General features: G+C 71.5%; 22 protein-coding genes. 10 read left to right on the forward strand and 12 right to left on the reverse strand.

All coding sequences use genetic code 11. The features are described 5' to 3' along the window. Positions 1-2: 2 nt before the first annotated feature. The 3 genes from IE95_RS20185 to IE95_RS0113535 form a co-directional block, all read right to left on the reverse strand. Positions 3-1,175 carry a restriction endonuclease subunit S gene (locus IE95_RS20185; RefSeq protein ID WP_084690269.1) on the reverse strand — a complete coding sequence of 391 codons (1,173 nt, stop codon included), beginning with the start codon at positions 1,173-1,175 and terminating at the stop codon, positions 3-5. Continuing rightward, positions 1,172-2,749: a class I SAM-dependent DNA methyltransferase gene (locus IE95_RS0113530; RefSeq protein ID WP_051703107.1), complete on the reverse strand. Its 1,578-nt coding sequence runs from the start codon at positions 2,747-2,749 to the stop codon at positions 1,172-1,174. The genes IE95_RS20185 and IE95_RS0113530 overlap by 4 nt, the downstream gene beginning before the upstream one ends. Before the next feature lie 112 nt (positions 2,750-2,861). After that, positions 2,862-4,904: a hypothetical protein gene (locus tag IE95_RS0113535; RefSeq protein WP_030152152.1), complete on the reverse strand. Its 2,043-nt coding sequence runs from the start codon at positions 4,902-4,904 to the stop codon at positions 2,862-2,864. Positions 4,905-5,109: 205 nt separating this feature from the next. Here IE95_RS0113535 and IE95_RS0113540 point away from each other — a divergent pair, with 205 nt between their 5' ends. The 6 genes from IE95_RS0113540 (at position 5,110) to IE95_RS0113565 (ending at position 9,189) form a co-directional block, all read left to right on the forward strand. Then, entirely contained in the window at positions 5,110-5,388 is a 279-nt protein-coding gene (locus IE95_RS0113540; protein WP_051703108.1) for a DUF3892 domain-containing protein, read from the forward strand. 6 nt (positions 5,389-5,394) lie between these two features. After that, positions 5,395-5,706 (forward strand): hypothetical protein, encoded by a 312-nt coding sequence (locus IE95_RS0113545; protein WP_030152154.1) that lies wholly within the window; start codon positions 5,395-5,397, stop codon positions 5,704-5,706. Between the two features lie 71 nt (positions 5,707-5,777). Next, entirely contained in the window at positions 5,778-6,449 is a 672-nt protein-coding gene (locus tag IE95_RS19700) for a hypothetical protein (RefSeq protein ID WP_129429492.1), read from the forward strand. Positions 6,450-6,727: 278 nt separating this feature from the next. Continuing rightward, the gene (locus IE95_RS0113555) at positions 6,728-7,351 is read left to right on the forward strand and encodes a DUF6318 family protein (RefSeq protein ID WP_276319047.1); all 624 of its coding nucleotides are present in this window, start codon (positions 6,728-6,730) and stop codon (positions 7,349-7,351) included. 318 nt (positions 7,352-7,669) lie between these two features. Next, on the forward strand, positions 7,670-8,281 hold the full coding sequence (locus tag IE95_RS19705) for a hypothetical protein (protein ID WP_051703109.1): 612 nt from the start codon (positions 7,670-7,672) through the stop codon (positions 8,279-8,281). Positions 8,282-8,361: 80 nt separating this feature from the next. Then, positions 8,362-9,189: an alpha/beta fold hydrolase gene (locus IE95_RS0113565; protein ID WP_030152158.1), complete on the forward strand. Its 828-nt coding sequence runs from the start codon at positions 8,362-8,364 to the stop codon at positions 9,187-9,189. Positions 9,190-9,231: 42 nt separating this feature from the next. Here IE95_RS0113565 and IE95_RS0113570 read toward each other — a convergent pair whose 3' ends face one another. Both IE95_RS0113570 and IE95_RS0113575 read right to left on the reverse strand, forming a co-directional pair. Continuing rightward, positions 9,232-9,957: an esterase/lipase family protein gene (locus IE95_RS0113570; protein WP_030152159.1), complete on the reverse strand. Its 726-nt coding sequence runs from the start codon at positions 9,955-9,957 to the stop codon at positions 9,232-9,234. Positions 9,958-10,105: 148 nt separating this feature from the next. Continuing rightward, positions 10,106-10,495, reverse strand: a complete 390-nt coding sequence (locus IE95_RS0113575; protein ID WP_030152160.1) for a YccF domain-containing protein — start codon at positions 10,493-10,495, stop codon at positions 10,106-10,108. A gap of 73 nt (positions 10,496-10,568) precedes the next feature. Here IE95_RS0113575 and IE95_RS0113580 point away from each other — a divergent pair, with 73 nt between their 5' ends. Beyond that, complete coding sequence (locus IE95_RS0113580) at positions 10,569-11,342, forward strand: YggS family pyridoxal phosphate-dependent enzyme (protein ID WP_030152161.1); 774 nt, start codon at positions 10,569-10,571, stop codon at positions 11,340-11,342. 112 nt (positions 11,343-11,454) lie between these two features. On the opposite strand, the gene IE95_RS0113585 is transcribed toward IE95_RS0113580, so the two are convergent. The 7 genes from IE95_RS0113585 to lplAB form a co-directional block, all read right to left on the reverse strand. Beyond that, on the reverse strand, positions 11,455-12,429 hold the full coding sequence (locus tag IE95_RS0113585; RefSeq protein ID WP_084690271.1) for an N-acetylmuramic acid 6-phosphate etherase: 975 nt from the start codon (positions 12,427-12,429) through the stop codon (positions 11,455-11,457). After that, a complete protein-coding gene (locus IE95_RS0113590) occupies positions 12,426-13,736 on the reverse strand; it encodes an anhydro-N-acetylmuramic acid kinase (RefSeq protein WP_051703110.1) in 1,311 nt (436 codons plus the stop codon). Before IE95_RS0113590 ends, IE95_RS0113585 begins: the two co-directional genes overlap by 4 nt. Further along, on the reverse strand, positions 13,733-15,295 hold the full coding sequence (locus IE95_RS0113595; RefSeq protein WP_051703111.1) for a glycoside hydrolase family 3 N-terminal domain-containing protein: 1,563 nt from the start codon (positions 15,293-15,295) through the stop codon (positions 13,733-13,735). The genes IE95_RS0113590 and IE95_RS0113595 overlap by 4 nt, the downstream gene beginning before the upstream one ends. Beyond that, entirely contained in the window at positions 15,292-16,101 is an 810-nt protein-coding gene (locus tag IE95_RS0113600; RefSeq protein ID WP_030152165.1) for a carbohydrate ABC transporter permease, read from the reverse strand. The genes IE95_RS0113595 and IE95_RS0113600 overlap by 4 nt, the downstream gene beginning before the upstream one ends. Before the next feature lie 140 nt (positions 16,102-16,241). Beyond that, the gene (locus tag IE95_RS0113605) at positions 16,242-17,255 is read right to left on the reverse strand and encodes a carbohydrate ABC transporter permease (protein WP_084690272.1); all 1,014 of its coding nucleotides are present in this window, start codon (positions 17,253-17,255) and stop codon (positions 16,242-16,244) included. A 7-nt stretch (positions 17,256-17,262) separates the two neighbouring features. Then, positions 17,263-18,570, reverse strand: coding sequence for a sugar ABC transporter substrate-binding protein (locus IE95_RS0113610; protein ID WP_030152167.1), 1,308 nt, complete (start codon positions 18,568-18,570; stop codon positions 17,263-17,265). Positions 18,571-18,844: 274 nt separating this feature from the next. After that, entirely contained in the window at positions 18,845-19,894 is a 1,050-nt protein-coding gene (lplAB, locus tag IE95_RS0113615) for a lipoate-protein ligase LplAB (protein ID WP_030152168.1), read from the reverse strand. A gap of 235 nt (positions 19,895-20,129) precedes the next feature. Between lplAB and IE95_RS0113620 the strand changes: the two genes are divergently transcribed. From IE95_RS0113620 to IE95_RS0113630, 3 genes are read left to right on the forward strand one after another with little or no spacing between them, the layout of a single operon-like run. Next, positions 20,130-21,332 carry an N-acetylglucosamine kinase gene (locus IE95_RS0113620; protein WP_051703112.1) on the forward strand — a complete coding sequence of 401 codons (1,203 nt, stop codon included), beginning with the start codon at positions 20,130-20,132 and terminating at the stop codon, positions 21,330-21,332. Next, positions 21,329-22,216, forward strand: a complete 888-nt coding sequence (locus IE95_RS0113625) for a MurR/RpiR family transcriptional regulator (protein ID WP_030152170.1) — start codon at positions 21,329-21,331, stop codon at positions 22,214-22,216. The genes IE95_RS0113620 and IE95_RS0113625 overlap by 4 nt, the downstream gene beginning before the upstream one ends. After that, complete coding sequence (locus IE95_RS0113630; RefSeq protein WP_051703113.1) at positions 22,213-25,080, forward strand: FAD-binding and (Fe-S)-binding domain-containing protein; 2,868 nt, start codon at positions 22,213-22,215, stop codon at positions 25,078-25,080. The genes IE95_RS0113625 and IE95_RS0113630 overlap by 4 nt, the downstream gene beginning before the upstream one ends. Positions 25,081-25,107 lie beyond the last annotated feature (27 nt).

Consider the following 25,107-nt stretch of genomic DNA (forward strand, 5'->3'; position numbering starts at 1 on the left):
GGTCAGGCGACCTCGGAGACGATACGCTCGGCATCCCTGACGCGGAGCTTGCCGGACACGAGCTGCGGGAGCAGGGTGTCGCGGGTGGCGGCGAGAGTGAGGTTCTCTCGTTCGGCGACAAGCGCTCGATTCCACAACGCATCCATGTGCACGTCGTTCGCGGCAATGAGGTCACGTGAGGGCACGCGGACAGGCTCATCGAGATGCCTACGCTGGATGTGACCCATCGTCGTCGCTTTGTCCGCCGCGATCGACTTGAACTCGTCCAACCTCTCCAGGACAAGTTGATTGACAAGCCACATCGGATACTCGACGTTCGGGATCACCTTGAAAATATGCTGATTCACGATTGCCTCGTCGCGATACCAGCGATGGAGAGTCAACGATCCAGACCAGGCAAAAAGCAGGTCGCCAGGACGAGCAACGTTCTCGGATGCCACGACGATGTCGTTATAGACAGTTGATCCGGAGATGCCGGAGTTCAGTTCGGCGATCCGGACCACCACCCGCCCCGTCCCCGTCGCCCCCTTCGTAAAAGCTCGCCCATTGACAAAACGAGCCGTCGAACTCAACGGAGCAACTCCAGCGCCCCGCACAATCGACCGGTATATCTCCCGAGCAAGTCGGTCGGCCGTGGAGGCAAGCTTGGTGTTGGCCGCGATCTTGTCGTCGAGTGCCCCCAGCACTTCAACAATCGCCTCACGATCGCGCGCAACTGGCATCGGGATATCGATTCGCTTGAGGTCGCTCAGGTTCAGTGTGGATTGGACGGTGGTGTTGAGTAGGGCAGTCACCTGTTCGCGAACCGCGCTTGTCGCAAAGGCTAGGCGAAGCCACTCGGACGAAACAGACTGCGGTCTGACTACAGCAACCGCGCGGGCAACGTTCCAGCCTGCGAGCGACTTGGGGACGACCGCAGCCTCCCCGACGGTTCCGACAAGGGAGATCACGAGTTCTCCGCCGACCAGAAGAGTTCTAGCATGTCGCGCAGAGATCGCTGGATCGACTCGAAGAGGCTGCTCAGTGCTAATCCGACCATCTCGAATGTCCTTGACCCGCAGAATGGGTACACCATCGCTGGTGTCTGCGCCTGGCTGCACGATTCCATAGGAAACGTGCCCCCCTTCAAGCAAGTCACTCAGTTTCACAACGGGTGCCCACAACACCGGGATCACTGAACCCTCCCCAGCTGCTCCCGCACCACGGCCTCGAGCCGTGCCGACTCCTCGAACTGAGCAAAGAGCTCGCCCGTCAGCCGCGCGATCTTGTCCTCGATGGGCTCGCCGTCGTCCTCGACCTCGGCGGCGCCGACGTAGCGTCCGGGCGTGAGGGCGTATCCCGCCTCCTTGATCTCCGCGAGGGTGACCGAGCGCGAGAAGCCGAGCTCGTCGTCGTACACCGCGCCCGCGGCAACCGCAGAGGGGGTGCCGCGCCACGCGTGGTAGGTCCCCGCGATCTTGGCGATGTCCTCGTCGGACAGCGCGCGCTCGGCGCGGTCGACCATGTACCCGAGGTTGCGGGCGTCGATGAACAGCACCTGCCCGGTCCGGTCGACCGATCCGCGAGCGCCCGCCGTCTTGTCCTTGGCGAAGAACCAGACGCACACGGGGATGCCCGTGGAGCGGAAGAGCTGGGTCGGCAGCGCGACCATGCAGCTCACGAGGTCGGCCTCGACGATCTGTGCGCGGATCTCGCCCTCCCCGCCCGAGGTGGAGGACATGGACCCGTTGGCCATGACCACGGCCGCAGACCCGGTGGGCGTCAGCTTGGAGAGGATGTGCTGGATCCACGCGTAGTTCGCGTTGCCCACGGGCGGAACACCGAAGCGCCAGCGCGGGTCCGACTCCGAGCGCGACCAGTCCTTGATGTTGAACGGCGGGTTGGACATGACGTAGTCCATCTGGGTGTCCGCGTGCTGGTCGCGCGCGAACGTGTCCCCCCAGCGGGGCCCCAGGTTGCCCGTGAGGCCGTGGATCGCGAGGTTCATCTTCGCGAGGCGCCACGTGCGCTCGTTGAGCTCCTGCCCGTAGACCGAGATCTCCTGCGGGCTGCCGCCGTGCTGCTCGATGAACTTCTCGGCCTGCACGAACATGCCGCCCGACCCGCACGCCGGGTCGTACACGCGCCCGCTGTACGGCTCGAGGACCTCGACCAGGACCCGCACGACGCTCGGCGGCGTGAAGAACTCCCCGCCGCGCTTGCCCTCGGCGCGCGCGAACTTCTCCAGGAAGTACTCGTACACCTCGCCCAGCACGTCGCGGGCCTTGGACGCCCCCTGACCCGTGAACCGCGCGGAGTTGAACAGGTCGAGCAGCTCGCCCAGGCGTCGCTGGTCCACGTTGTCGCGGTTGAAGATGCGCGGCAGCGTCGCCTTGAGCGACGGGTTGGACCCCATGATGTGGTCCATGGCGTCGTCGATCAGCTGCCCGATCGGCGCGAAAGGCTCGCCCATCGCGGCCGGGCGTCCCTTCGCGTTCTCCGCGAGGTAGCCCCAGCGTGCCCGCACGGGGATCCAGAAGACCCCGGCTCTCGTGTACTCGTCGATGTCCTCGAGGAACTGCTGGCTCTGCTCCTCGCTGAGGCCGTCGGCGGCGAGCTCCCCGAGGATCTGGCCGCGACGCTCCTCGAACGCGTCCGAGACGTACTTGAGGAACACGAGCCCCAGGATCACGTCCTTGTACTGGGAGGCGTCCATGGAGCCGCGGAGCTTGTCCGCGGCCTTCCACAGCGTGTCCTTGAGCTCCTTCATTGACGATGGGGCCGCCGGAGCCGCCTTGCTCGTGGCTGCTGCCTTGGTGCGGGGAGGCACGGGTCCTGCTTTCTTCGGGGTCGTAGGGACGTCGAACAGGGTCGGGGCGTCGTCAGGCATTGTCCACCGTTCTGAGCAGGATGCTGGCGTCGGCGACGCCACGGGTCAGGGTCGTGCGGAGCTCGGCGAGGCGTCGGGCCTCGTCGAGCACCTGGGCTTCGTGCTGCCCGACGGCGGCGAGCAGCTCCTCGAGAGCACTCACCTGGTCCTCGGGAACCTCGCGCACCTCCCACGTGCGCCACCTCTTCGCGGTGGCACGCTGGGACGTGATGTCCTCCGCGAGGACGTGCGGGACGAGGCCGGGGGCTGCCGCCCGGTCGATGCGTAGCACCTGCGCCGGGAACTCGACCACGGACAGTCCGACGTGGTCGACCATCGCGGCCGGGTAGGGCGCGGTGCAGAAGATCACGTCGCCCGGCTCGGTGTACCGTGCGGCGGAGAGTGCCGAGAACGTGCGCCGGTCCATGCGGCGCTCGCCGGGGATGACGTCACCGGTCAGCTCGGCCGGGCCGACGACCGGCACCTCGCCGACCGCACCGACGGCGCGCGGGTCCAGCCGGTTCCCGGAGATCCTCCGCACGCCCCCGCGGACCTCGAGCGACCGGAGCGTCTCGCGGCGCGGGTCTCGACCCGGGCCGGCGACGACGAACTCGGCCCCCTCGAGACCGAGTCCCGCGGCGAGCTCGTGGGCACGCACGGCCGCGCGGCCGCCGTCGTCGCGCTGGCCCACCCGGAGCCGGCGGAAGTCTGCCGAGAGGTCGCTCCGTGAGGCGACGAGCTCGGACGTGTAGGCGAAGCGAGTGAACCGGAAGGCGTGCGCCCTCACATCGGCGAGCACCCCTTGGGCCGCGACGACGTCGGTCACGAGGTCGTCGACCACACCCTCGTCGAGCACTCCCCCGACCGCACCCTCCCCCGTGAGGTCGGAGACGGTCATCCACTGCTTGGCGAGGCCGACGTCGGCGGGCGGGTCGCCCAGCACCCAGATCGCGAGGCGCTCACGCGAACGCCCGGGGAGGAGCCCCGCAGGGAGCTCGACGACGCTCCGCACCTCGCCGTTCCGCAGCAGTCCCGACCGGAGTTTCTCGGCCTGACCCTCGACCGCCCCCACGAGCGCGCCCGCGGGCCCCAGCACGACGGCGAACCGGCCCGGCTCACGCTGCACGGCGAGAGTCTCGACCGCGCGCAGAACCTCGTCGTCGGACCACGGGGTGCTGCCGACCGGAGGGAGCTGAGCCACGATCGTCGCGCCGGACGAGACGGCGTGGCCCACGGCGTCGTCGGCGTCGAGGTCGACCACCCGGACGCCGAGAGCGCCGAGGCGCCGGCGCGCGAGGCGGGCCGCCGGGTCGGTCCGTGTGCCGGGTACGGCGCACGTCGGAGCGTCATGCTCACCGCTCGCCTCGGCCACCGCCCCGACGACGGTCACCAGCAGGTCGCCGCAGTCGGCGTAGGGGTTGGCGAGCACGAGCGGCCCGCGGCCGGACGTGAGCACAAGGACGATCCGAGCCACGACGTCGAGGGCTCCGGCGGATGCCGCCGACTCGGTGAGCAGCTTGCGTCCGGCCCGGTGCCTGTCGAGCAGGACGGCCTCCAACGCGCCCGCCGGTGTGTAGGCGGCGTCGGCGGCCGTGTCGGCCACCTCGCACAGCACACCCAGCCGGTCACCCAGCGCCTCGATCTCCGAGTACGCCAGGTGGTCGTCGGGGTCCACCTCGTCCGCGAGGTCGAGCACCTCCGCACGGCTGAGCGCGCCCAGGAGCTCGCCCGTCTGCGACTTGAGGTGGAGCAGGGACGTGAGGCCGTCGAGCGCCACGTCCGCATCAAGGCCGGGAACCTCGTCCAGCGCGGCCCGCAACGCGACGTCGGCCGCGAACGACGGGTTGCGGCCGAGTCCGCTGCGCTCGATCCACGCCGTCACCTCGGAGGCCCGGAACCGCTGCTGGTCACGACGGGTCACAACCGCCTCCGGGAACGGCCAGGCCGCGGTCGCGTACCGCCGACGCCACATGGACACCACGGGGCGCTGCACGCGTGCCAGCTCGGCGATGTCCGGCAGGGACAGCGTGAGGGAGTCGAGGACGGACGGTGTCACATCATCTCCCCTCATCTCGGTCGCGCCTTCATCTCGGCCGAGCCGGCCACCGGGCGAGCTCGCTGGGAGGACAGTAGCGCGAACTGTTCGCTCGTTGCGCCCATGACCGATAAGTGGGGTTATCACCGTGGGTATGGCCGCCGGACCCCAGGCTCCGCAACGCTCCTCTCAGCCAGATCACCACCCAGCACGAGAGGAACACCCCATGAACTACATCCGCTCCATCTACGTCGACCACCCCGGCACCTCGAACCAGCACATCACCCACGTCGGCTGGTCCGCGACGCCAACGGGCCCCCTCACGACCACCACTCGCGAACAGGTCCACGCCTGGATCACGGAGGGACACACGTTCCGGTCCCTCAGCCCCCAGCAGACCCAGGCCGACGTCGTCCCCAAGACCTCGCCGACCGGAACCCGCTACATCGCCACCGTCGCCGACGGCCGGGAGACCAACAACCTGCTCACCCTCCCCCACTTCTGACCGCACATGCCGTTCATCCGTGCGATCCGCACCATGCAGCTCGACCCGGACAGCGAGGACGAGCACCCCAGTGGCGAACCGGTCGAGCACCTTGTCGCCGTCCTCCACTCGGTGACGACCACAGGCACCACGACCGCCACGAGCGTCGTCGGAGTCCACCGCCGCATCATGGCCGGCGAACGCTTCCGGACCTTCGACGAACGCAACCACCACCAGGCCGACGTCGTGGCCCGCACCGATCACCACGGGCATCGCGCCCTCTCTACAACTGTCGACGGTCGCACGAGCGACCACCTGTGGCGCCTTCCGCGCTTCTGACCTGCGGCCGTCCGGCCGGACGACACCGCTCGACGACAGCGACGCCGTCGAACCCCACCAAAGGACCACTCATGAACGCCATCACCCACCACACCCAGCCCTCGCAACTGCCGACCCACCCCACGACCACGACATCCCGGCCTCGCCGCCGGAGCATGGCTCTGACCGCTGCGGTCCTCGGGCTCACGATCAGCCTCACCGGCTGCGGACTGAGCTCGGACAACCTCTCCGCCTCGGACGAGGCCGCCGTGCAGCCGCCCTCATCGACCACGCCCGACGCAGACACCGCTCCCGCCGAGCCCGCCACCACCCCGGAGCCGCCCGCGGCCGCCCCCGGGACACGCGCCAACCCCCACCCCGTCGGGACCACGGTCGGGAACGAAGACTGGTCGATCGTCGTCGGCACACCCCGCGAGGCCTGGGGAGAGATCAGCGCAGAGAACCAGTTCAACTCTCCGCCCGAGGCCGGACTGGAGTTCTGGATCGTCCCCCTGACCGCGACCTACCAGGGCGCGACATCAGGCACCCCCTGGCTCGACCTCTCCGTGAAGTTCGTCGGCGACGACGCCGTCACCTACGAGGGCTACTGCGGAGTCATCCCGAACAACATCCAGGACGTCGGCGAGCTCTACGCAGGCGGTGTCGCCGAAGGAAACGCATGCGTAGCGGTCCCAGCCGGCGCCCCAGGCCTCTGGACCGTGACGACAGGATGGGGCGAGCCGGCGTTCTTCACCGCCCGCTAGGCACGGGCCCCGCCCGACACCCGCGGGGGCGAGGTCACCACGACGACCTCGCCCCACGCGCCATGACCTCGTCGGATCGACCCGCCCGCTTCGAGTGCGGGCCTCTCCATGGGCACTTCCTCGAGATGCTGCACCGCCACCACGCGCGCACAGGACAAGAAGTTGCCCACAGGTCAGGACAGAGGGGTTCCCTGGGAAGGCCCGCTTCGCTAGGTTCTGTGAGGAGTTCGCGGGGGTGCCGGCGTCGGCATCGTCGTCCGCACCACGCAGGGGGTCTCATGTCTCGTCGTGCCCGCACGTCCCGTCGCACGATCCGGCGCGCACGAAGAGCGCTCGTCCTGGCCGTCGCGAGCGGGCTGGTCGCCGGGTGCGCAAACGCGCAGGAGCCGACGCCGCCGCCCCCACCCGCGACCGTCGACGAACCGGCACCCGACCCCAGCCCGACACCGACGCCGAGCGGACCCGTCAAGCCCGAACGACCGGCCGCGATGGACACCGACGACGCCGAAGGCGCGGCCGCAGCGGCGGAGTACTACATCGAGCTGTCTGGTTATGCACTCGCCGCCGTCGACGACTCAGACTTGAAGGGGATGTCTCACGGGACGTGCGGGTACTGCTCGGAAACCCTGGAACAGGTGGCTTGGCTTGCTTCGTCAGGTGGGTCGTACGACGGAGGTCAGCTGGACGCATCCGTAGATGACCCTGGCAAATACGTACGTGACGAGCAGACCGGGATCTACCCTCTCGATGTCACAGTGACCCAAGAGGCCTTGACTGTCGTCGACGGCGACGGGGCAGAGATCGCCTCGGAACCGACCTCCGTCGCGACCGTCCGTGTCGAGGTCGGGCGCAACGACGGCAACTGGGTGATCGTCGAGATCGCACCGGTTCCGGAGGGCTAGGCGGATATGTCACTCCAACTACCCCGGCACCGAGGCAGAACGTTCGCAGTTCTCCTTACCTTGGCAACACCGTTCTTCCCCTCACCGTTCTCGACGACTACCGCTGCTCCTTCAGGAGACTGGGGATTCACTGGGAAAGCCGAGAATCAGTCGGTCAATCTTGAGGCGGAGTACGCCACCCGCGGCGGCAGCGCGTTCGAGGCCGGTGGCACGGGCGGCCCGGCGACGGAGAAGTTCTTCCGGGCGACTCCTGAGCAGTGCGAGATCTTCGACGGCCTCGACGCTGACACCGATCTCTCGCGGGGGTGTGGGGAACACATGCGTCTCGTCGAGGCCGGCATCGAGTGCGCTGCGGACTCCTACTATCTCGGCGCCCTGTACCGCCAGACCCGCACCATCGGCGCAGACGGCGTCCCGGGCGCGTGGTCGCCGTCCGGGGACCCCGTCGTCGACCAGTCCTGCGTCACCCCTGCCGATCTCACCGCCGAAGCCGAGCGCGCCCTGGCCACCTTGGACATCACTCCCTCCCCCGTGAGCGTCCAGCCTCCCGACGGGTGGACCCTGGTCAACATCCCCACCATCACCCACACCACCGACGACTCCCAGGAGCTCGCCACGACTCTCCTCGGTATCCCCGTCACCCTGCGCGTGGAACCGGACACGTTCACCTGGGACTACGACGACACCACCCCACCTCTGGTCACGACCGACCCCGGCGCCCCCTACCCTGACCACACCGTGCACCACACGTACACCCAGCCCGCCGACCAGGTCACCATCACCCTGACCACCACGTGGACCGCGCGATTCCGCATCACCGGCGCCCCCACCTGGACCGCCATCTCCGGTACCGCGACCACCACCAGCACCGCCGCGCCCCTCCAGGTCCACGAAGCCCGCTCCCGCCTCGTCACCGACCCCCTGCCCTGAGGCGAGCTCCACCAGCACACCCACCCCACGGTTCGTCGCACGGGTGGCCCCCTCGCACCCGCTCTGCCACGATCGGCCTCATGGGCACGAACACCACCGGCTGGACCGAGGGAACCGTCGAGGTCGAGGGGCACCCCGTGTTCTACCGGCGCAGCGCCGACGTGCCGGGCAGCCTGCCGATCGTCCACGTGCACGGCTTCGCGATCTCCGGCACCTACCTCATGCCGACGGCGCGCGTGCTGGCCGCACGCGCAACGAACGTCGTCCCGGACCTGCCGGGCTACGGCAAGAGCGAGAAGTGGGACTACACCCTCGGTATCCCTGCCCTCGCGCACGCACTGATCCGTATCCTCGACGCGCTCGAGCTCGAGAAGGTGGTGCTGGTCGGCAACTCGATGGGCTGCCCCATCAGCCTCGAGGTCGCCCACAGCGAGCCCGACCGTGTCGCGCGCATCGTGCTCGTGTCGCCTGCGGGCGGCGTGCACAACCAGGGCCTGCTCCGGGCCGTCCGGCAGCTCGCGATGGACGGTCCGCGGGAGAGCCGGCAGATGGCTCGCGTCGCGGTCCCGGACTACGTGAGGTTCGGGCCGGTCAACACGTTCCACCTGTTCAGCGAGCTCACCCGGTTCCCGTCGTTGGAACGCATCGTCCGGTCGACCGTGCCGACGCTCGCGGTCATCGGGAGCCGGGACCCTTTGATGCCTCCTCCTGCGCGAGTGCGGGAGGTGAGCTGCCTCGCGGGCGACCACACCACGGTCGCGCTCATCGAGGGCGCTGCGCACGCGATCAACTTCAGCCATCCGGGCGAGCTCGCGCACGTCATCGGGTCGTGGCTGGACGGTGTCGAGATCGTCGACGACCCGGACTCCCCCGGCCTGACGCGCGTCCTGCAGCTGCCGCGCAGCTAGCTCGGACGCCTTCGGCCGGATCGTCGGTCGGGACTCGGTGCGTCAGCCCGGACGTGTTCCGACGATCCGCTCGACCAGCAGGTCGTGGAGTCGCGGGTCGGCGAGCGGCCGGAAGTGCCCAGGGGTGTCGAGCACGACGTCGTGCGCGTCGTCGAGCGTGCTGCCGGCGGGGATGTGCGGGTCCCAGTGGCTGTGCACCGAGGTGATGCGTTCGTTGACGGCGCGCTCGGCGGACAGGGCGACGATCGTCGCGTCGCTCGGGATGAACGCCCGGACGGCCGGTGTGACGAACCATCGCGCGTAGGCGGAGCCCGCGAACGGCGTGTTGATCGCGATCATCGACGAGATCCGGCGGTCCGGGCTCTCGTGCACCATGGCGAGCTTCCCGATGAGTCCGCCCTTGCTGTGCGCGACGACGACGACGTCGCGCATGTCCCGCTCGCGGAGGTATCGCCTGAGAAGCACGGCACCCTCGGTGACAGGTCGCCGGTTGTCCCGGAGCTCCGGGAGCACGTGGACCGCGACCCCGGCGTCGTGCAACAGGGTGGCCAGGGGCAGGAGGAAGTGCCAGGGCTCGTACACCCCGGGGACGAGGACGACGGGTGGCCCGACCGGCCGGTCGGGGTGACGCAGGTCGTCGGGGCTCACGCGGGACACGAGCCCGGTCGCCTGCCAGTGCAGCACGCACGCGTAGTCGCGGGCACGCCACCAGGTTCGTCGCAGGCCCAGCCCCAGACGTTCGCTCAGGTCCTGCCTCCCGTCGCGCATGGCTCCCCTGTCGTCGTCACCTGCGGTCACCGTCGGCGCCCGCCACCGTCACCCTCGGCACCCAGCGCCGTCACCCTCGGCACCCAGCGCCGTCACCGTCGGCGCCCAGCAGCGTCACCGTCGGCGGCCACCACCCGATACTCGCGCGTCAGGCGCCGAAGCGCGCGTTCGTCGGCACGATCTGCTTGCCGAGGGGCAGCAGCGAGATCGGGATCATCTTGAGGTTCGCGATGCCCAGCGGGATCCCGATGATCGACACGAACAGCGGGATCGAGGTGATGACGTGCCCGATCGCGAGCCAGAGCCCCGCGAAGATCACCCAGATCACGTTGCCGATCGTGGAGAACGCACCGGCCGTGGGCTTGTCGACGACGGTCCGTCCGAAGGGCCACAGCGCGTACCCGGCGATGCGGAAGCTCGCGATGCCGAACGGGATGGTGATGATGAGGATGCAGCAGACGATCCCTGCCACGACGTACCCGATCGCGAGCCAGAGCCCCGCGAAGATGAGCCAGATGACGTTCAGGATCGCGTTCATGCCCCGATTCTGCCTCACGGACGTGAGCCGGACGCCCAGCCCGGTGACGCCGTCGGAAAACTAGACTGCTCCCGTGCCCTCCCTCTCCCCTGCCTCGCCCCTCGACGTCCCGGCCGAGCCGTCCCGGACCATCGCCGACCGCTATGCGGCCGTGCGCGCCCGCGTCGACGCGGCGGCGATCGCCGTCGGCCGGGCACCCGACGAGGTGCAGCTCCTCGTGGCGACCAAGACGCAGGACGCTGCGTCGGTGCGCGCGGTCGTCGCCGCGGGCGCGACGCTGATCGGCGAGAACCGCGTCCAGGAGCTCGTCGCCAAGGCGCCCGACCTCGCCGACCTGGTCGCGGACGGCGCGGTGCGGGTCCACATGATCGGGCACCTGCAGCGCAACAAGGTCAACCAGGTCCTCGCGACGGCGACAGGCGTCGAGTCGGTCGACTCGCTCGCGCTCGCCGGCGCGCTCGCGAGCCGCTGCGCGCGCGAGGGCCGCACGCTCGACGTCATGGTCCAGGTCAACGTGTCGGGTGAGGAGTCCAAGGCGGGGGTGGGGCCCGACGACGCCTCACACCTCTCCCGTCAGGTCGCCGCACTGGAGGGTCTTCGCCTCACGGGGTTCATGACGATCGGGGCGAACTCCCCCGACACCGCGCTGGTGCGCGCGGGGTTCGAGCGGCTGCGCCGGATCCGTGACGAGGTGCTCGCGAGCGGCGCCCCGGGGACGGGTGAGGCGCGCGAGCTGTCGATGGGCATGAGCGGCGACCTCGAGGCGGCGATCGCCGAGGGTGCGACGATCGTGCGCGTGGGGACCGCGGTGTTCGGGGCCCGTGCCGTCGCCGCGCCCGTCGGCTGACCGCGCCCCGCCGGCCGCCCCGGCTTCTCTCGGGTGGCCGTACCTCCGTCGGGTGCCGGGCCGCCGTCCGGACCCCAGTTGCCCGGTCGGCTGCCCGGCGACCCGGTCGCGCTCAGGCCCCCAGCAGCTCGAGCGCGCGGCGCACCCCGGGTGCCCCGGCCCCGCGCAGCGCCTCGCGGGCCTCGTCGACGCCGACGCCGGCGAGCAGCATGACGAGCGCGACGTGGATCTCGCCGCCGGCCCGGTGCAGGACCTGCTCGCACTCATCGGTGCCGAGCCCGGTGGCCTGGACGAGCATGCGCACGATGCGGGCGCGGAGCTTCTGGTTGGTCGGGCGCACGTCGATCATGAGGTTCGAGTACGTCTTGCCGAGCCGGATCATGGTCGCGGTCGAGAACGTGTTGAGCACGAGCTTCTGTGCCGTGGCGGCCTTCATGCGGGTCGAGCCCGTCACGACCTCGGGGCCCGTGTCGAGGAGGATCGCGACGTCGACGCGCGAGGCGAGGCGCGCCTGCGGGTTGGCGCTCACGAGCACGGTCGCGGCGCCTCGCTCGGCGGCGACGTCGAACGCGCCGCCCACGTAGGGGGTCCGGCCGCTCGCCGCGAGGCCCACGACCAGGTCTCCGGCCCGGACCCCGTCGGCGTCGCGCCGTCCGAGCTCGACGTCGTCCTCGGCTCCTTCGACCGCGAGCATCATGGCGCCCGCACCGCCCGCGAGGTGCGCCTCGAACCACTCGTCCCCCACGCCGTACGTGGGCAGGAGCTCGACCGCGTCGAGGACGCCGAGGCGCCCCGACGTGCCGGACCCGAAGTAGTGGACCTTCCCGCCGCCGCGGAGCGCGGCCACGGCGAGGTCGACGGCCGCGGTGATGCGGTCCGCCTCGGCGCGCACGGCGTCGGCGACCCCGGCGTCCTCGTCGGTGATGCGCCGCACGACCTCGGCCGTGGGCAGCAGGTCGATGTCCGTGGTGCGCGGGTTGCGGTCCTCGGTCGGCGACGCGAGCCGGAGCACCTCCTGCCAGTCCTCGGCGGCGGTAGCGTGCCGGGCCGAGAGTTCCGCAGGGGTGGCGGGACGGGTGTCGGTCATCGGTGTGTTCCCTTCGGCATCGGGGCGAGCCCGAACGGGGTGTTGGCCAGCACGAGCCGGCGGATGGGCCCGGTGAACGCGGGCCAGACGAGCGGGGTGGGTGGGGTGAGCGAGCCGAGGACCGCGGCGCGGCGCGCCCCGGTGGAGCGGCGGCGCTGGACCCCCTTGGCGGTGCCGGCGACCCCGTGGGCCGACAGGAAGCCGAGGAGCGCGAAGAGGTACGCCTCCTTGGCGTCGATGGGCATCCCGAGCTGGTCGGCCGTGAGGAGCTCGCAGCCGTCGGGCAGGTAGGCGCGGAGCCGTGCGAGCAGCGTCGGGTTGTGCGCGCCGCCGCCCGAGACGACGACGCGGCGCACCTCGCGCTGGGGTTCCGCGGCGGCGTCGCCCGCGCTGCGTCGGTCGGCGGGGATCGACTGGGCGACCGTGAGCAGCCCTTCCGCGATGGTGACCGCGGTGAGCTCGGTGAGGGTCGCGACGAGGTCGGGACCGGTGAGATCGGGGCGCACGGACGCGAGCTTGCGCGGCACGTACGTCGCGTCGAACAGCTCGCGGCCGGTCGACTTGGGGGCCTTGGCCGCGAAGTACGGGTCGTCGAGCAGGGCGCGCAGCGCGGCCTGGTCCACGGTCCCGGCGGCGCCCAGGGCGCCGTCGCGGTCGAACGGCTCGCCCGTGAGCTGACGGGCCGTGAGGTCGATGAGGCAGTTGCCGGGGCCGGTGTCCCACCCGGTCACGGGCGCCTCGACCTCGCCGACGAGCGTGACGTTCGCGATCCCGCCGATGTTGAGCGCTGCGCTCAGCCCGGCCGGAGCGCCGTCGGGCGACTGCGGGTCGCGGCCGAGCCACAACGCGTCGAGGACGCTCACGAGGGGCGCTCCCTGGCCGCCTGCGGCGATGTCGGCGACGCGGAAGTCGCTGATGACGGGCCGCTTGGTGCGCTCGGCGATCCAGGCGGCGTTGCCGAGCTGGAGGCTGCCGTGCGCGCGGGCGCCGACGACCCAGTGGTAGAGCGTCTGCCCGTGCGACGCGACGAGGTCGACGTCACCGCCGGCGACGTCGTCGACGGCCTGGCGTCCGGCCCGGCCGAACTCCTGCCCGATGAGCGTGTCGAGCTGCGTGACCTCGCCCATGTCGACCGCGGCGGGCGGCAGCGCCTTGAGGATGCGTTCGCGCAGCGCGGCGGGCCACTCGTACTCGGTGTGCCCGAGGGGCCGCATGCGCAGGACCCCGTCGGGGCCGAGGTGGAAGTCGGCGGCGGCCGCGTCGATCGCGTCGACCGACGTGCCGGAGGACAGGCCGAGGACGATCATCGGGTCACCTCCGGGGTGAGTGCGGTCAGCTGCCCGACGGCGGCGCGCGCGTTCGCGCGTCCGGTGCCGCAGGCGACGACCACGGTGGTCCGGTCCCCGAACCAGGCGGGGACGGCGTCGGGGAAGCCGGTGTGGACGGCGACGAGGTCGGGACGGGCGGCGCGCAGGGCGTCGAGCATGCCTGCCTCGCGGCTGCCCGGGACGGGCTCACGCGTGATGACGACGAGCGGGCGGATGGGGCCGTCCGACGGCCGTGCCGAGACCGCGGTGAGCGCGTCCTCCCACCCGGCCGGGTCGGAGAAGGCGTGGAGGGTCGTGCCGGGGAAGGTCGCGACGAGCGCCGACTGGACGTGCTGGGCGGTGCGCCCGGCGGCGTGGTCGAACCGCTGGCGCAGGTCGACGACGTCGGGTGCGGGACCGGACGGGTCGAGGTGCGTGGCGGGACCGTGGACGCGCACGGCCCGCTCGGCGGCCTCCTGCCCGACGGCGGCGAGCGCCTCGAGCGCGGCCGTCGCCTCCGCGGTGCCGCAGGTCGCGCCCGCGGACGCCTGGAGCTCGCGCACCCGGCGCACGGTGCGTGCGGTGCGGGCCGCGGACTCGTGGAGGCGCTCGATCGTGACCCGGCCGTCGGCGACCGCGGCGAGGAGCGCGGACTGCGCCTGGCGGAACAGCGCCTCGTCGTCGCGGCCGACCGTCGTGCCGAGGCACAGCAGGTCCGCACCACCCTCGATGGCCTGGACGGCGACCTCGCCGATCCCGTCGCCGCCCGTGACCGCGCCCATGTCGAGGGCGTCGGTGATGATCGGGCCCTCGAAGCCGAGCTCGCGCGCCAGCGCGGCCGCGGCGGGCTCGAGCGAGACGGGTCGTGGACCGATCGCGGGCACCAGCAGGTGCGCGGTCATGATCGAGTCGATGTCGACGTCGGGCTCGAAGGCCCGCACGAACGGCGGCAGGTCGCGCTCGCGGACCGCGGCGAGCGTGTCGTCGACCACGGGGAGCGACAGGTGGGAGTCCACGTCGGTCGCGCCGTGCCCCGGGAAGTGCTTGCCGCACGCCCCGACGCCCGCACGGTGCAGACCCTGGACGAACGCGGCGCCATGCCGGGACACCAGACCGGGCGTCGCGCCGAACGCACGCACGCCCACGACGGGGTTCTCGGTCCGGGAGTTCACGTCGAGCACGGGCGCCAGGTCGAGGTCCACCCCGGTCGCGGCGAGCAGCCGCCCGAGGGCGAGCGCGACCCGCTCCGTGAGGTCCTCGTCGTCGACCGTCCCCAGGGCCGCGGCCCCCGGGATGCTCGACCCCGTGACGGCCTCGAGCCGGCTGACGTCCCCGCCCTCCTCGTCGATCGTGATCAGCAGGTCGGGCGAGACCTCGTGGAGGTGGGCCGAGAGCCTGGCGGTCGTGGCGACGTCGGGCGTGTTGTACGCGAAGTAGACGACTCCCGCGAGCCCCTCCTCGCAGGCCGCGAGGAGCCAGGCCGGTGCGTCGGTCCCCGTGAAACCGGGGAGCAGGACGCCGTTGACGGCCCGCAGCGCGTCGTGGTGCACGGTGGTCATCCCTTCACCGACCCAGCGGTCAGGCCGGAGGACAGGTTGCGCTGCACGAGGACGAAGAAGACGATCACGGGCAGCGTGATGAGGGTCGAGGCGGCCATGACGGCGCCCCAGTCGGTCGTGTTCTCGCCGAAGAACTTCTGCAGACCGATCGGCACGGTGTACTTGGCCGACTGCTGCAGGAACGTCAGGGCGAAGATGAACTCGTTCCACGCGGTGATGAACGAGAAGACGCTCGTGGCGACCACGCCGGGAGCGACGAGCGGCAGCAGGATCTTCCAGAACATCCGGCCCCACGAGGCGCCGTCCAGGTACGCGGCCTCCTCGAGCTCGACCGGGACCGCCGCGACGAAGCCACGCAGCATCCAGATCGCGAACGACAGCGAGAAGGCGATGTAGACGATCGTCAGGCCCAGGAGCGAGTTGAGCATGCCCAGGGTGCGCATCTGGAGGAACAGCGGGATGACGAGCGCCTCGAGCGGCACCATCTGCACCATGAGGACGAGCACGAGGATCGACTTGCGGAAGCGGAACCTGAACCGGCTCACCGCGACGGCCGCGAGCAGCGCGAGCAGCGACGAGAACACGACGGCGCCGGCCGCGACGACGATCGAGTTGCGCAGGTAGTTGCCGAACCCGCCGTCGTCGATCACGGTCACGAAGTTGTCCCACGTGACCCCGGCGGGCAGGAGCCGCGCACCACGGGTCGGGGCTTCGGGGTCGATCGCCGAGGAGAACATCCAGTACGCGGGGAACAGCGCGAAGATCAGCAGGGCGATGATGCCCACGACCTTGCCCGCGGTGGGCAGGGGACGCTTGCGCGCCTTGACCCGCAGGACCTGCGGGGGACGCGGGGCGTCTCCGTCGATCGACGCGGCCGCCGAGCGACCCGTGCGACCCGTGCGCCCGGCCGTGGGCGGGGTGCTGGACGGGGTACCGGTCAGGGCGCTCACAGCTCCTCCTCCTTGAACAGGGTGCGCATGTACACGACGGTGATCCCGAGCAGGATCAGGGTGAGCAGCACGGCGATCGCCGAGCCCATCCCGTACTTGCCCTGCGCGAAGGACTGGATGTACGACCACACGCCGAGGTTGAAGACCTCCTTGTTGCCGCCGTTGCCGCCGGGCATCAGGTAGATCTGCGTGAAGACCTTGAAGTCCCAGATGGTCGACAGGATCGTCACGACCGCGAAGACGGGGCGCAGGATCGGCGCGGTGATGGTCCAGAACCGGCGCCAGGGCGTGGCTCCGTCCATCATCGCGGCCTCGTGCAGCTCCTTGGGGATCGTCAGCAGGCCCGCGAGGACCGTGATCGCGACGAAGGGGAAGCCGTGGTGCACGACGTTGAGGGTCGCGATCGCGTAGAAGCTCAGCCGCTCGGTGAACCAGTTCGTGGTCGCCGGGTCGATGAGCCCGACCGAGTCGAGCACCGAGGAGACCAGACCGTTGAGCGGGTCGAAGATCCAGATCCACACGTACGTGCCGGTGATGGCGGGGACGGCCCAGGCGACCATGATCGCCGTCGAGCAGACCGTGCGCCAGAGCGTCCCGAGGTTGTTGAGGAACAGTGCGACGGCCGTGCCCAGGACCACCGTCAGGACCACGCACGCGACCGCGAAGCCGATCGTGTTGGGCAGGACGACGGTCCACAGGAACGAGTCGCCGAAGATCGCGGCGTAGTTGTCGAAGCCGATGTAGTTCGACTCGCCCGAGGCGATCTGCCGCAGGCCGTAGTCCTGCAGCGAGATCATCACGACGCGGGCCAGAGGCCACAGGAGCAGGACGCCGAGGACGCCGAGCGCAGGGGCCAGGAGCAGCCAGGGACGCAGCGGCGACTTGTGGCCGAGCACGTGCATGCCACGTCGGCCGACGCCGCGGCGCGGGCTGGAGGAAGGGGCCGGGGCCGGGGCCCGGCGCGTCAGCTGGTCGGCCGACGCGCCGGGAACCTGGTGCAGATCTGCCATGGGCTCGTCAGGACCCGAAGGTCTCGTTCATGTCGGCGGCCGCGGTGTCAGCGGCCTCCTGCACCGTGGCGCTGCCAGAGAGGATCGACTGCAGCATCGTCTCGACGGTCTTCTTGCCCTGGATCTGGCCGTAGAGCGGCGTCACCGGGACCGAGGCGCCGGCCTCGACCATCTGCTGGGCGAACGGCGCGACGAGCGGGTCGTTCTCCTCGATGACCTTCTCCAGGAGCGAGGTCTGGCCGGGGAAGTAGCCGGACTGGTTGCCCCACTCCTGCGCGAACTTGCCGGTCGTCATCATCTCGACGAACTCCCACGCGAGGTCCTGCTTCTCGCTGGCTGCGAAGACGCCCAGGTGCGACCCGCCCAGGAACGAGTCCGACAGGCCCTCGGTCTCGCCCGGGATGGGGAACGCGCCGATCTTGTCGGCCATGTCCGGGACGTCCGTGAGGATCTTGCCCGGGGTCCAGCTGCCGGAGATCATCATGCCGACGTTGCCCTGCTCGAAGTTCGACAGGAGGTCGGTCTCCTTCCAGGTCGTCGCCGCCGCGGTCGACAGACCCGCGTCGGTCGCGAGACCCGTGTAGAACTCGAGGCCCTTGACGGAGTCCGCGGAGTTGATCTCGGACGTCCAGGTGTCGCCGTCCTTGACGGCCAGGTCACCGCCCGCACCCCAGATGAAGGGCATGGCGCCGTACTGGGAGTCGCCGGCGATCGGGAAGGGGATGAGGCCCGGGTTCGCGGCCTTGAGCGTCTCGGCCGCGGCCTGGAGCTCGGCCCACGTCGTCGGGATCGCGATGCCGGCCGCCTCGAAGAGGTCCTTGCGGTAGATGACCGAGCGCACGCCGGCGTACCAGGGCATGCCGTACTGCGCGCCGTCGAGCGTCGCGGACTCGACGAGCCCGGGGACGAGGTCCTCCTCGAGGCCCGCGTCCTTGATCCTGTCGGTCAGGTCGGACAGGGCGCCGACGTCGGCGAACTCACCGGTCCAGGTGGTGCCGAGCTCGGCGACGTCCGGCGTGGTGTTGCCCGCGATGGAGGTCGTGAACTTGTCGTGGGCGCTGGCCCAGGGCTGGAACTCGATCTGGAGGTCGGCGCCGGTCTCTTCCTTGAACGCGGTGGTGACCTCGTCGAAGAAGGCGTCCCCGTCGGGGTTGGTGCCTTCCATGATCCAGACGGTGAGGGTCTCGCCGGTGTGGTCGGCGGAGGCTGCGTCCCCCGTGGCCTCGCCGCCGCTGTTGTCCCCGCCGCCACATGCGGTGAGGCCGAGCGCCAGGAGGAGGGTGCCCGTGACGGCCACCGTGCTGCGTCGCTGCATGCCGTGACTTCCTTTCTGGTCGGCTGCCGCGTCGCGGCCAGCCGTTCGTCCCTGCGGACCTGATCGTTCGTGGGGGCGTCGGATCGCCGACGCCCTTCGACTCTGAAACAAACTTACATCAGGTTGGGTGTTCGTGAAGATTACCGCCAACCTCGGGCAGAGGGAAGCCGGTCGCGAAGTTGTGACCTGTTGGTAACCTCGGCGACCCGGTGGCGTGAACCCCGGCGGGGCTCAGGCACGTGGCCACGGCCCGAGCACAACCCGGGCTACAGCGTCACGGCACGCGCGAGGTCCACCCCTCGGTCCCGAACTTCGTGCGCACGAGCTCCTCGGCCTGGGCGCGCTCGCCGGCCCTCACGGCACCGTCCACCGTGCGGTACCGCGACCGGAAGTGCGCCTTGAAGGCCTCGATGACCTCCTCGCGCGCCATGCCGGTCTGCGAGCGCACGGGGTCGACGCGCTTGTTGGCGCTCTTGGTCCCCTTGTCGCTCATCTTCTCGCGACCGATGCGCAGGACCTCGAGCATCTTGTCGGCGTCGATGTCGTACGCCATGGTCACGTGGTGCAGCACCGCTCCCCCGCGCAGGCGCTTCTGCGCGGCGCCCGCGATCTTGCCCGCCGGGGACGCGATGTCGTTGAGCGGCTTGTACGTGGCGTTCACACCGACGTCGGCGAGCGCCCCCAGCACCCAGTCGTCGAGGAACGCGTACGAGCGCTCGAAGCTCAGCCCCTCGACGAGCGAGGCCGGGACGGTCAACGAGTACGTGATGGTGTTCCCGGGCTCGACGAACATGGCGCCGCCGCCCGAGATCCGGCGGACCACCGCGATACCGTGCTTCGCGGCCCCCTCGGGGTCAACCTCGTTCTTGAGCGACTGGAACGACCCGATGATGACGGCAGGCGCACCCCACTCCCAGATGCGCAGCGTGGGACCGCGTCGGCCCGCGTCGAGCTCCTCGGTGAGGACCTGGTCGAGCGCGAGGTGCATCGCGGGCTGCTCGGGCCCCTCGTGGATGATCTCGAAGACGTGGTCGTCCCAGCCGGTCGCGTGGCCGAGTGCGCGGCGCACGGCGATCGCGACGGCTTCGGGCGAGAAGCCGACCATGGTGATGTCGTCGGTCAGCACGGCCTCGATCGCACGTGTCAGGTCTGCGACGGTCGACGTCTCGGGCAACCCGGTCAGGGCGGCGTTGATGTCGTCGAGCGCGTCGTCGGGCTCGAGGAAGAAGTCCCCGCTCAGCGCGACGCGGGACAGCCTCCCCTCGTCGGTCTCGACGTCGACCGCCACGAGCTTGCCACCGGGAACCTTGTACTCGCCTCTCATGGGCTCCACGGTACGTGCCGGGGGACGCGGGACAGCACCCCACGAGCCCTGACCCCGGCGGACACCTGGTGACCTGGGCCACACGCAGGAGTAGCCTCCAGGCAGCGGGGCTCCGGCCACCGACCAAGGGGCTTGGCCGACGGCGCCACGTGAGACCCGCACAGGGCCGGGTGAACCGTCTGGCACTTTTCTCCGCACTATGGCGCCATTGTGAAACTTCATGCCACAATGAGGCGTGACCAGCACGCAGGACCCCGACCCCGCCCGCCCGGAGGCTCGTGCGGACGTCCCGGCGACGACCACGGGCTCCCCCCGCTGGATCGTCGCGATCGACGTCGGCGGGAGCGGCAGCCGCCTCGTCGCGGCCAGGCTCGACAGCGATCCCGGCAGCGACGCCGACGCGCACAGCACGAGCCTCACCGGACGCCCGGTCGCGATCGGCCCCGAGGGCAGCGACGTCGCCGAGGTCGTGCACGACGTCGGCGCGGCGTTCGTCGCTGCCTGGACCGAGACCCACGGCGAGCCCCCCGTCGTCGCGGCCGCCGCGGTCGGCGCGACGGGCGTCGCGACCCTCGTCCCGGACCCGACCGCCGTCCACGACGCGCTCCGCGTGAGCCTCGGCGCCGAGCGCACCGCGGTCGCGGCCGATGCCCTGACCGCCCACCTCGGCGCGCTCGGGGGCCGGGCCGGGGCCGTCGTCGCGGTCGGGACGGGCACGATCGCCCTGGGCACGGACCTCGCCGGGACCTGGCAGCGCGTCGACGGGTGGGGGCACCTGCTCGGCGACCTCGGCTCGGCGTCGTGGATCGGCGCTCACGGGCTGCGGGCGGCGCTCGCCGCGCACGACCGCCGTTCGACGGGCGGTTCGCGCCCGCTCCTCGCCGCCGCCACGGCACGGTTCGGCCCCGCCCCGACCTGGCCCGCCCAGCTCTACACGCGCCCCGACCGCGCCCAGGTCCTCGGGTCGTTCACGCCCGACGTCGCGGCGGCCGCCGCAGCGGGTGACCCGGCGGCCGTGCAGATCCTCACCGAGGCCGGCCGTCACCTGGCCGAGTCGCTCGCGGCGGCCCTCGTCCCCGGGCTACCGCCGCTCGCCGCCGCGACCGGTGGCGTCCTGGCAGCGGGCCCGTCGCTGACGGGCGCGCTCGCGCGCCGTTTCGCCGCGCTGCGCCCCGACGCCGAGCTCGTCCCCTCCGCGGGCACCCCGCTCGACGGTGCGCTGCACCTGGCCCGGCTGCTCGCCGAGAGCACGGGCAGCGGGGGTACCGGTGGCACTGCCGGCACTGCTGGCACTGCCTCCCTCGTCGCGCACGAGCCCTGGCTGAGCCTCGGGGGTCCTCGCACGGACCCCGCACCCGCCACCGGTTCCAGCACCGCCCCCCGCGACGACAACCACACCGCCAGCCACCCCGCACCGATCACAGGAGATCCGACATGACAGGTGATGGACTCGTCCGCATCCGGCAGGCCCTGCCGACCCTCCGCCCGGCCGAGGCCCGGATCGCGGAGGCCGTGCTCGCGGACCCGACCGCCGTCGTCGGGTCCACGATCAACGAGCTCGCGGCGCGAGCGGGCGCCTCCCAGGCGACGGTCGTGAGGTTCTGCCGGGCGATCGGCTACGCGGGCTACCCCGAGTTCCGGATCGACCTCGCCCAGGCCACGTCGCGCCGCGAGATGGAGCTCGAGCGCTCGAACGTCGCGCACGGCGAGATCAACGAGACGGACACGGCCGAGGACGTCGTCGCGAAGATCGCGTTCCACGAGGCACGCACGATCGAGGAGACCGCGCGCATGCTCGACCTGGGCGCGCTCGAGCAGGTCGCTGCGGCCGTCGCGGCCGCGCCCCGGGTCGACGTGTTCGGCGTCGGGTCGAGCCAGCTCACCGGGCAGGACCTCGCGCAGAAGCTCCAGCGCATCGGGCTCGTGTGCTTCGCCGCGCCGGACCCGCACCTCCAGCTCCAGTCCGCGGCGCTGCTGCGCCCGGGCGCGGTCGCGATCGGGATCTCGCACAGCGGGCAGACGGTCGAGACCAACCATGCGCTCGGCATCGCGCAGGCGCGCGGGGCGACGACCGTCGCGATTACGAACTTCCCCGAGTCCCCCCTGGGGCAGGAGGCCGGCATCGTCCTGGGCACCACGGCGCGCGAGACGCAGTTCCGGTCGGGCGCCCTGTCGAGCCGCATCGCGCAGCTCGCGGTCGTCGACTTCCTGTTCGTCCGTGTGGCCCAGCGCCTGTACGAGCAGACCAGCGCCAACCTCAAGGCGACCTACGACGCGGTCCAGCCCCACCGGCTCGACGGGGAGCGCAAGGCCCGCGCATGAGCGTGTCCGCCGCGACGACGCGGGCCCTCGAGATCCGGACCGACCTCCTGACGCGGGTCGCCCAGGCGCACGACGCGTCGCACTACCTGCTGCGCCCCGAGGCGGTCGCGCGCGCGCACGACGTGCCCGACGTCGTCGCCGCCTTCGCCGAGGCCCGTCACCGCGGGCTCCCGGTCACGTTCCGCTCGGGCGGGACGAGCCTGTCGGGACAGGCGTCGGGCGCGGGGCTGCTCGTGGACACGCGCACGCGCTTCACGCGCGTCGAGGTGCTCGACGACGGTGCCCGCGTGCGCTGCCAGCCCGGCGTGACGCTGCGCTCGGTCAACGCGCGGCTCGTGCGTCACGGGCGGCGGCTCGGCCCCGACCCGGCGAGCGAGATCGCGTGCACGATCGGCGGGGTCGTCGCCAACAACTCCTCGGGCATGACATGCGGGACGGTCGACACCGCGTACCGCACGATCGAGTCGATGACCCTCGTCCTGCCCAGCGGGACCGTGCTCGACACGGGCGCCCCGGACGCGGACGAGCGGCTGCGGGCCCTCGAGCCCGCGCTGCACCGCGGCCTCGCGGAGCTGCGCGACCGGGTGCGTGCGAGCGCGTCGATGCGCGCGACGATCGCGCACCAGTACTCCATGAAGAACACCATGGGCTACGGCGTCAACGCGTTCGTGGACCACGACTCCCCCGTCAAGATCCTCGAGCACCTGGTCGTCGGGTCGGAGGGGACGCTCGCGTTCGTGGCGGACGTGACCTTCCGGACCGTGCCGCTGCTGCCCGCGGCCTCGACCACCCTCCTGGTCTTCGACGCGCTCGAGCACGCGACCGACGCCCTGGCGACCGTCACCGCCTCGGGCGCGCGGGCGATCGAGCTGCTCGACGCGGCCTCGCTCCGCGTCGCGTCCGCCGACCCGCTCGCCGACGCGTCGATGCGGGCCTTCGCGACCGCGACGACCCAGACGGCCCTGCTCGTCGAGTACCAGGCCGCGTCCCCCGACGCCCTCGAACCGTTCGAGGAGGCCGCGCGCCGCGTCATCGGCGACCTCGCCCTCGCGACGCCTGCCGAGCTCACGCGCGACCCCGCGGCTCGCGGGCGCCTGTGGCGTGTGCGCAAGGGCCTGTACACCGCGGTGGCCGGCGCCCGCGCGCCCGGCAGCACGGCCTTGCTGGAAGACCTGGTCGTCCCGGTCCCCGACCTCACCGCGACCGTCGGCGACCTGGGTGGGCTCTTCGAGCGGCACGGCTACGACGACGCCGTGACGTTCGGGCACGCCAAGGACGGCAACCTGCACTTCATGATCACCCCGCGCCTGTCCGACGACGGCGAGCTCGACCGGTTCGCGGCCTTCACCGAGGACATGGTGACCCTGGTGCTCGACCGCGGCGGCTCGCTCAAGGCCGAGCACGGCACGGGCCGCATCATGGCGCCGTTCGTCCGTCGGCAGTTCGGGGACGACCTGTACGCCGTGATGCGCGAGGTCAAGGCCCTGTGCGACCCGACCGGTCTGCTCAACCCGGGCGTCCTCCTCACGGACGACGACGAGGCGCACCTGGCGCACCTCAAGCTCGTGCCGCCCGTCGGGACGTCCGCGGCAGGAGACCTCGCCGAGGTCGTGGACCGGTGCGTCGAGTGCGGATACTGCGAGCCCGCGTGCCCGTCGCGGACCGTCACGACGACCCCGCGCCAGCGCATCGCGCTGCTGCGCGAGATGGTCACGGCTGACCCGTCCGAGCTCGCGGAGCTCGAACGCGCCTACGAGTACTCGGCCGTCGACACGTGCGCCGTGGACTCGCTGTGCGTGACCGCCTGCCCGGTCGGGATCGACACGGGCAAGGTCATGAAGGTCCGGCGCGCGCAGCGGCACGGGGCGCTCGTCCAGCGCGCCGGGCGCACGGCGGCCGACCACTGGGGCGGCGCGGTCACCGGCCTGCGCGCGGCGCTCGGCGTCGTCGACCGCCTGCCCACGCCGCTCGTGACCGCGGCCTCGACAGTCGGGCGCGCCGTGCTGGGCGCGGACGTCGTGCCGCTCGTCGGGTCGGACCTGCCCGGGCCGGGACCACGTCGCGTGGCGTCGGCCGGGGCCGTCACCGACGCGTCGGTCGTCTTCTTCCAGTCGTGCATGGGCTCGCTCTTCTCCCCCGCCGAGGCCTCCCCCAGCCCGGGCGGCGTGGGCCCGGCGTTCCTCGCGCTGTGCGAGCGCGCCGAGATCACGGTCGCGGTCCCCGAGGGGATCGCGGGCCTGTGCTGCGGCACGCCGTGGGTCTCCAAGGGGCTGACCGACGGCGCCGCCGCGATGGCCGAGCGAACCTTCGACGCGCTCTGGGCCGCGACCGACGGCGGCCGCCTGCCCGTCGTCTCGGACGCGTCGAGCTGCACGCACGGGCTCGAAGGGGTCGGGTCCCACCTGGCCGGCGAGGCGCGCGAGCGGTTCGAGCGGCTGCGCGTGGTGGACGCCGTGACGTTCGTGCGCAGCGACGTCCTGCCCGCGCTCGAGGCAAGCGGGCGCTCCCCCCGGGCCACCGGGACGACGCTGGGCTCGCTCGTCCTGCACCCGACGTGCTCGTCGATCCACCTGGGGGTCGTCGGCGACCTCGAGGCGGTCGCACGCGCGGTGGCCGACGACGTCGTGCTCCCCCTCGACGCGGGGTGCTGCGGGTTCGCGGGCGACCGCGGGATGCTCCACCCCGAGCTCACCGCGGCGGCGACGCGCGCCGAGGCCGCCGAGGTCGCGGCCCACCTGCGCGATCACGGCGCCGCGGACGCGTACGCGTCGAGCAACCGGACGTGCGAGATGGGTCTGAGCCGGGCTACGGGGCAGGACTACGTGCACGTCGTCGAGCTGCTCGAGGCGGCCACCCGCCCCTGACGGGTCCCGCACCCCGACGTGTCAGAA

It is taken from the genome of Oerskovia turbata, assembly GCF_000718325.1.
Taxonomy (GTDB): domain Bacteria; phylum Actinomycetota; class Actinomycetes; order Actinomycetales; family Cellulomonadaceae; genus Oerskovia; species Oerskovia turbata.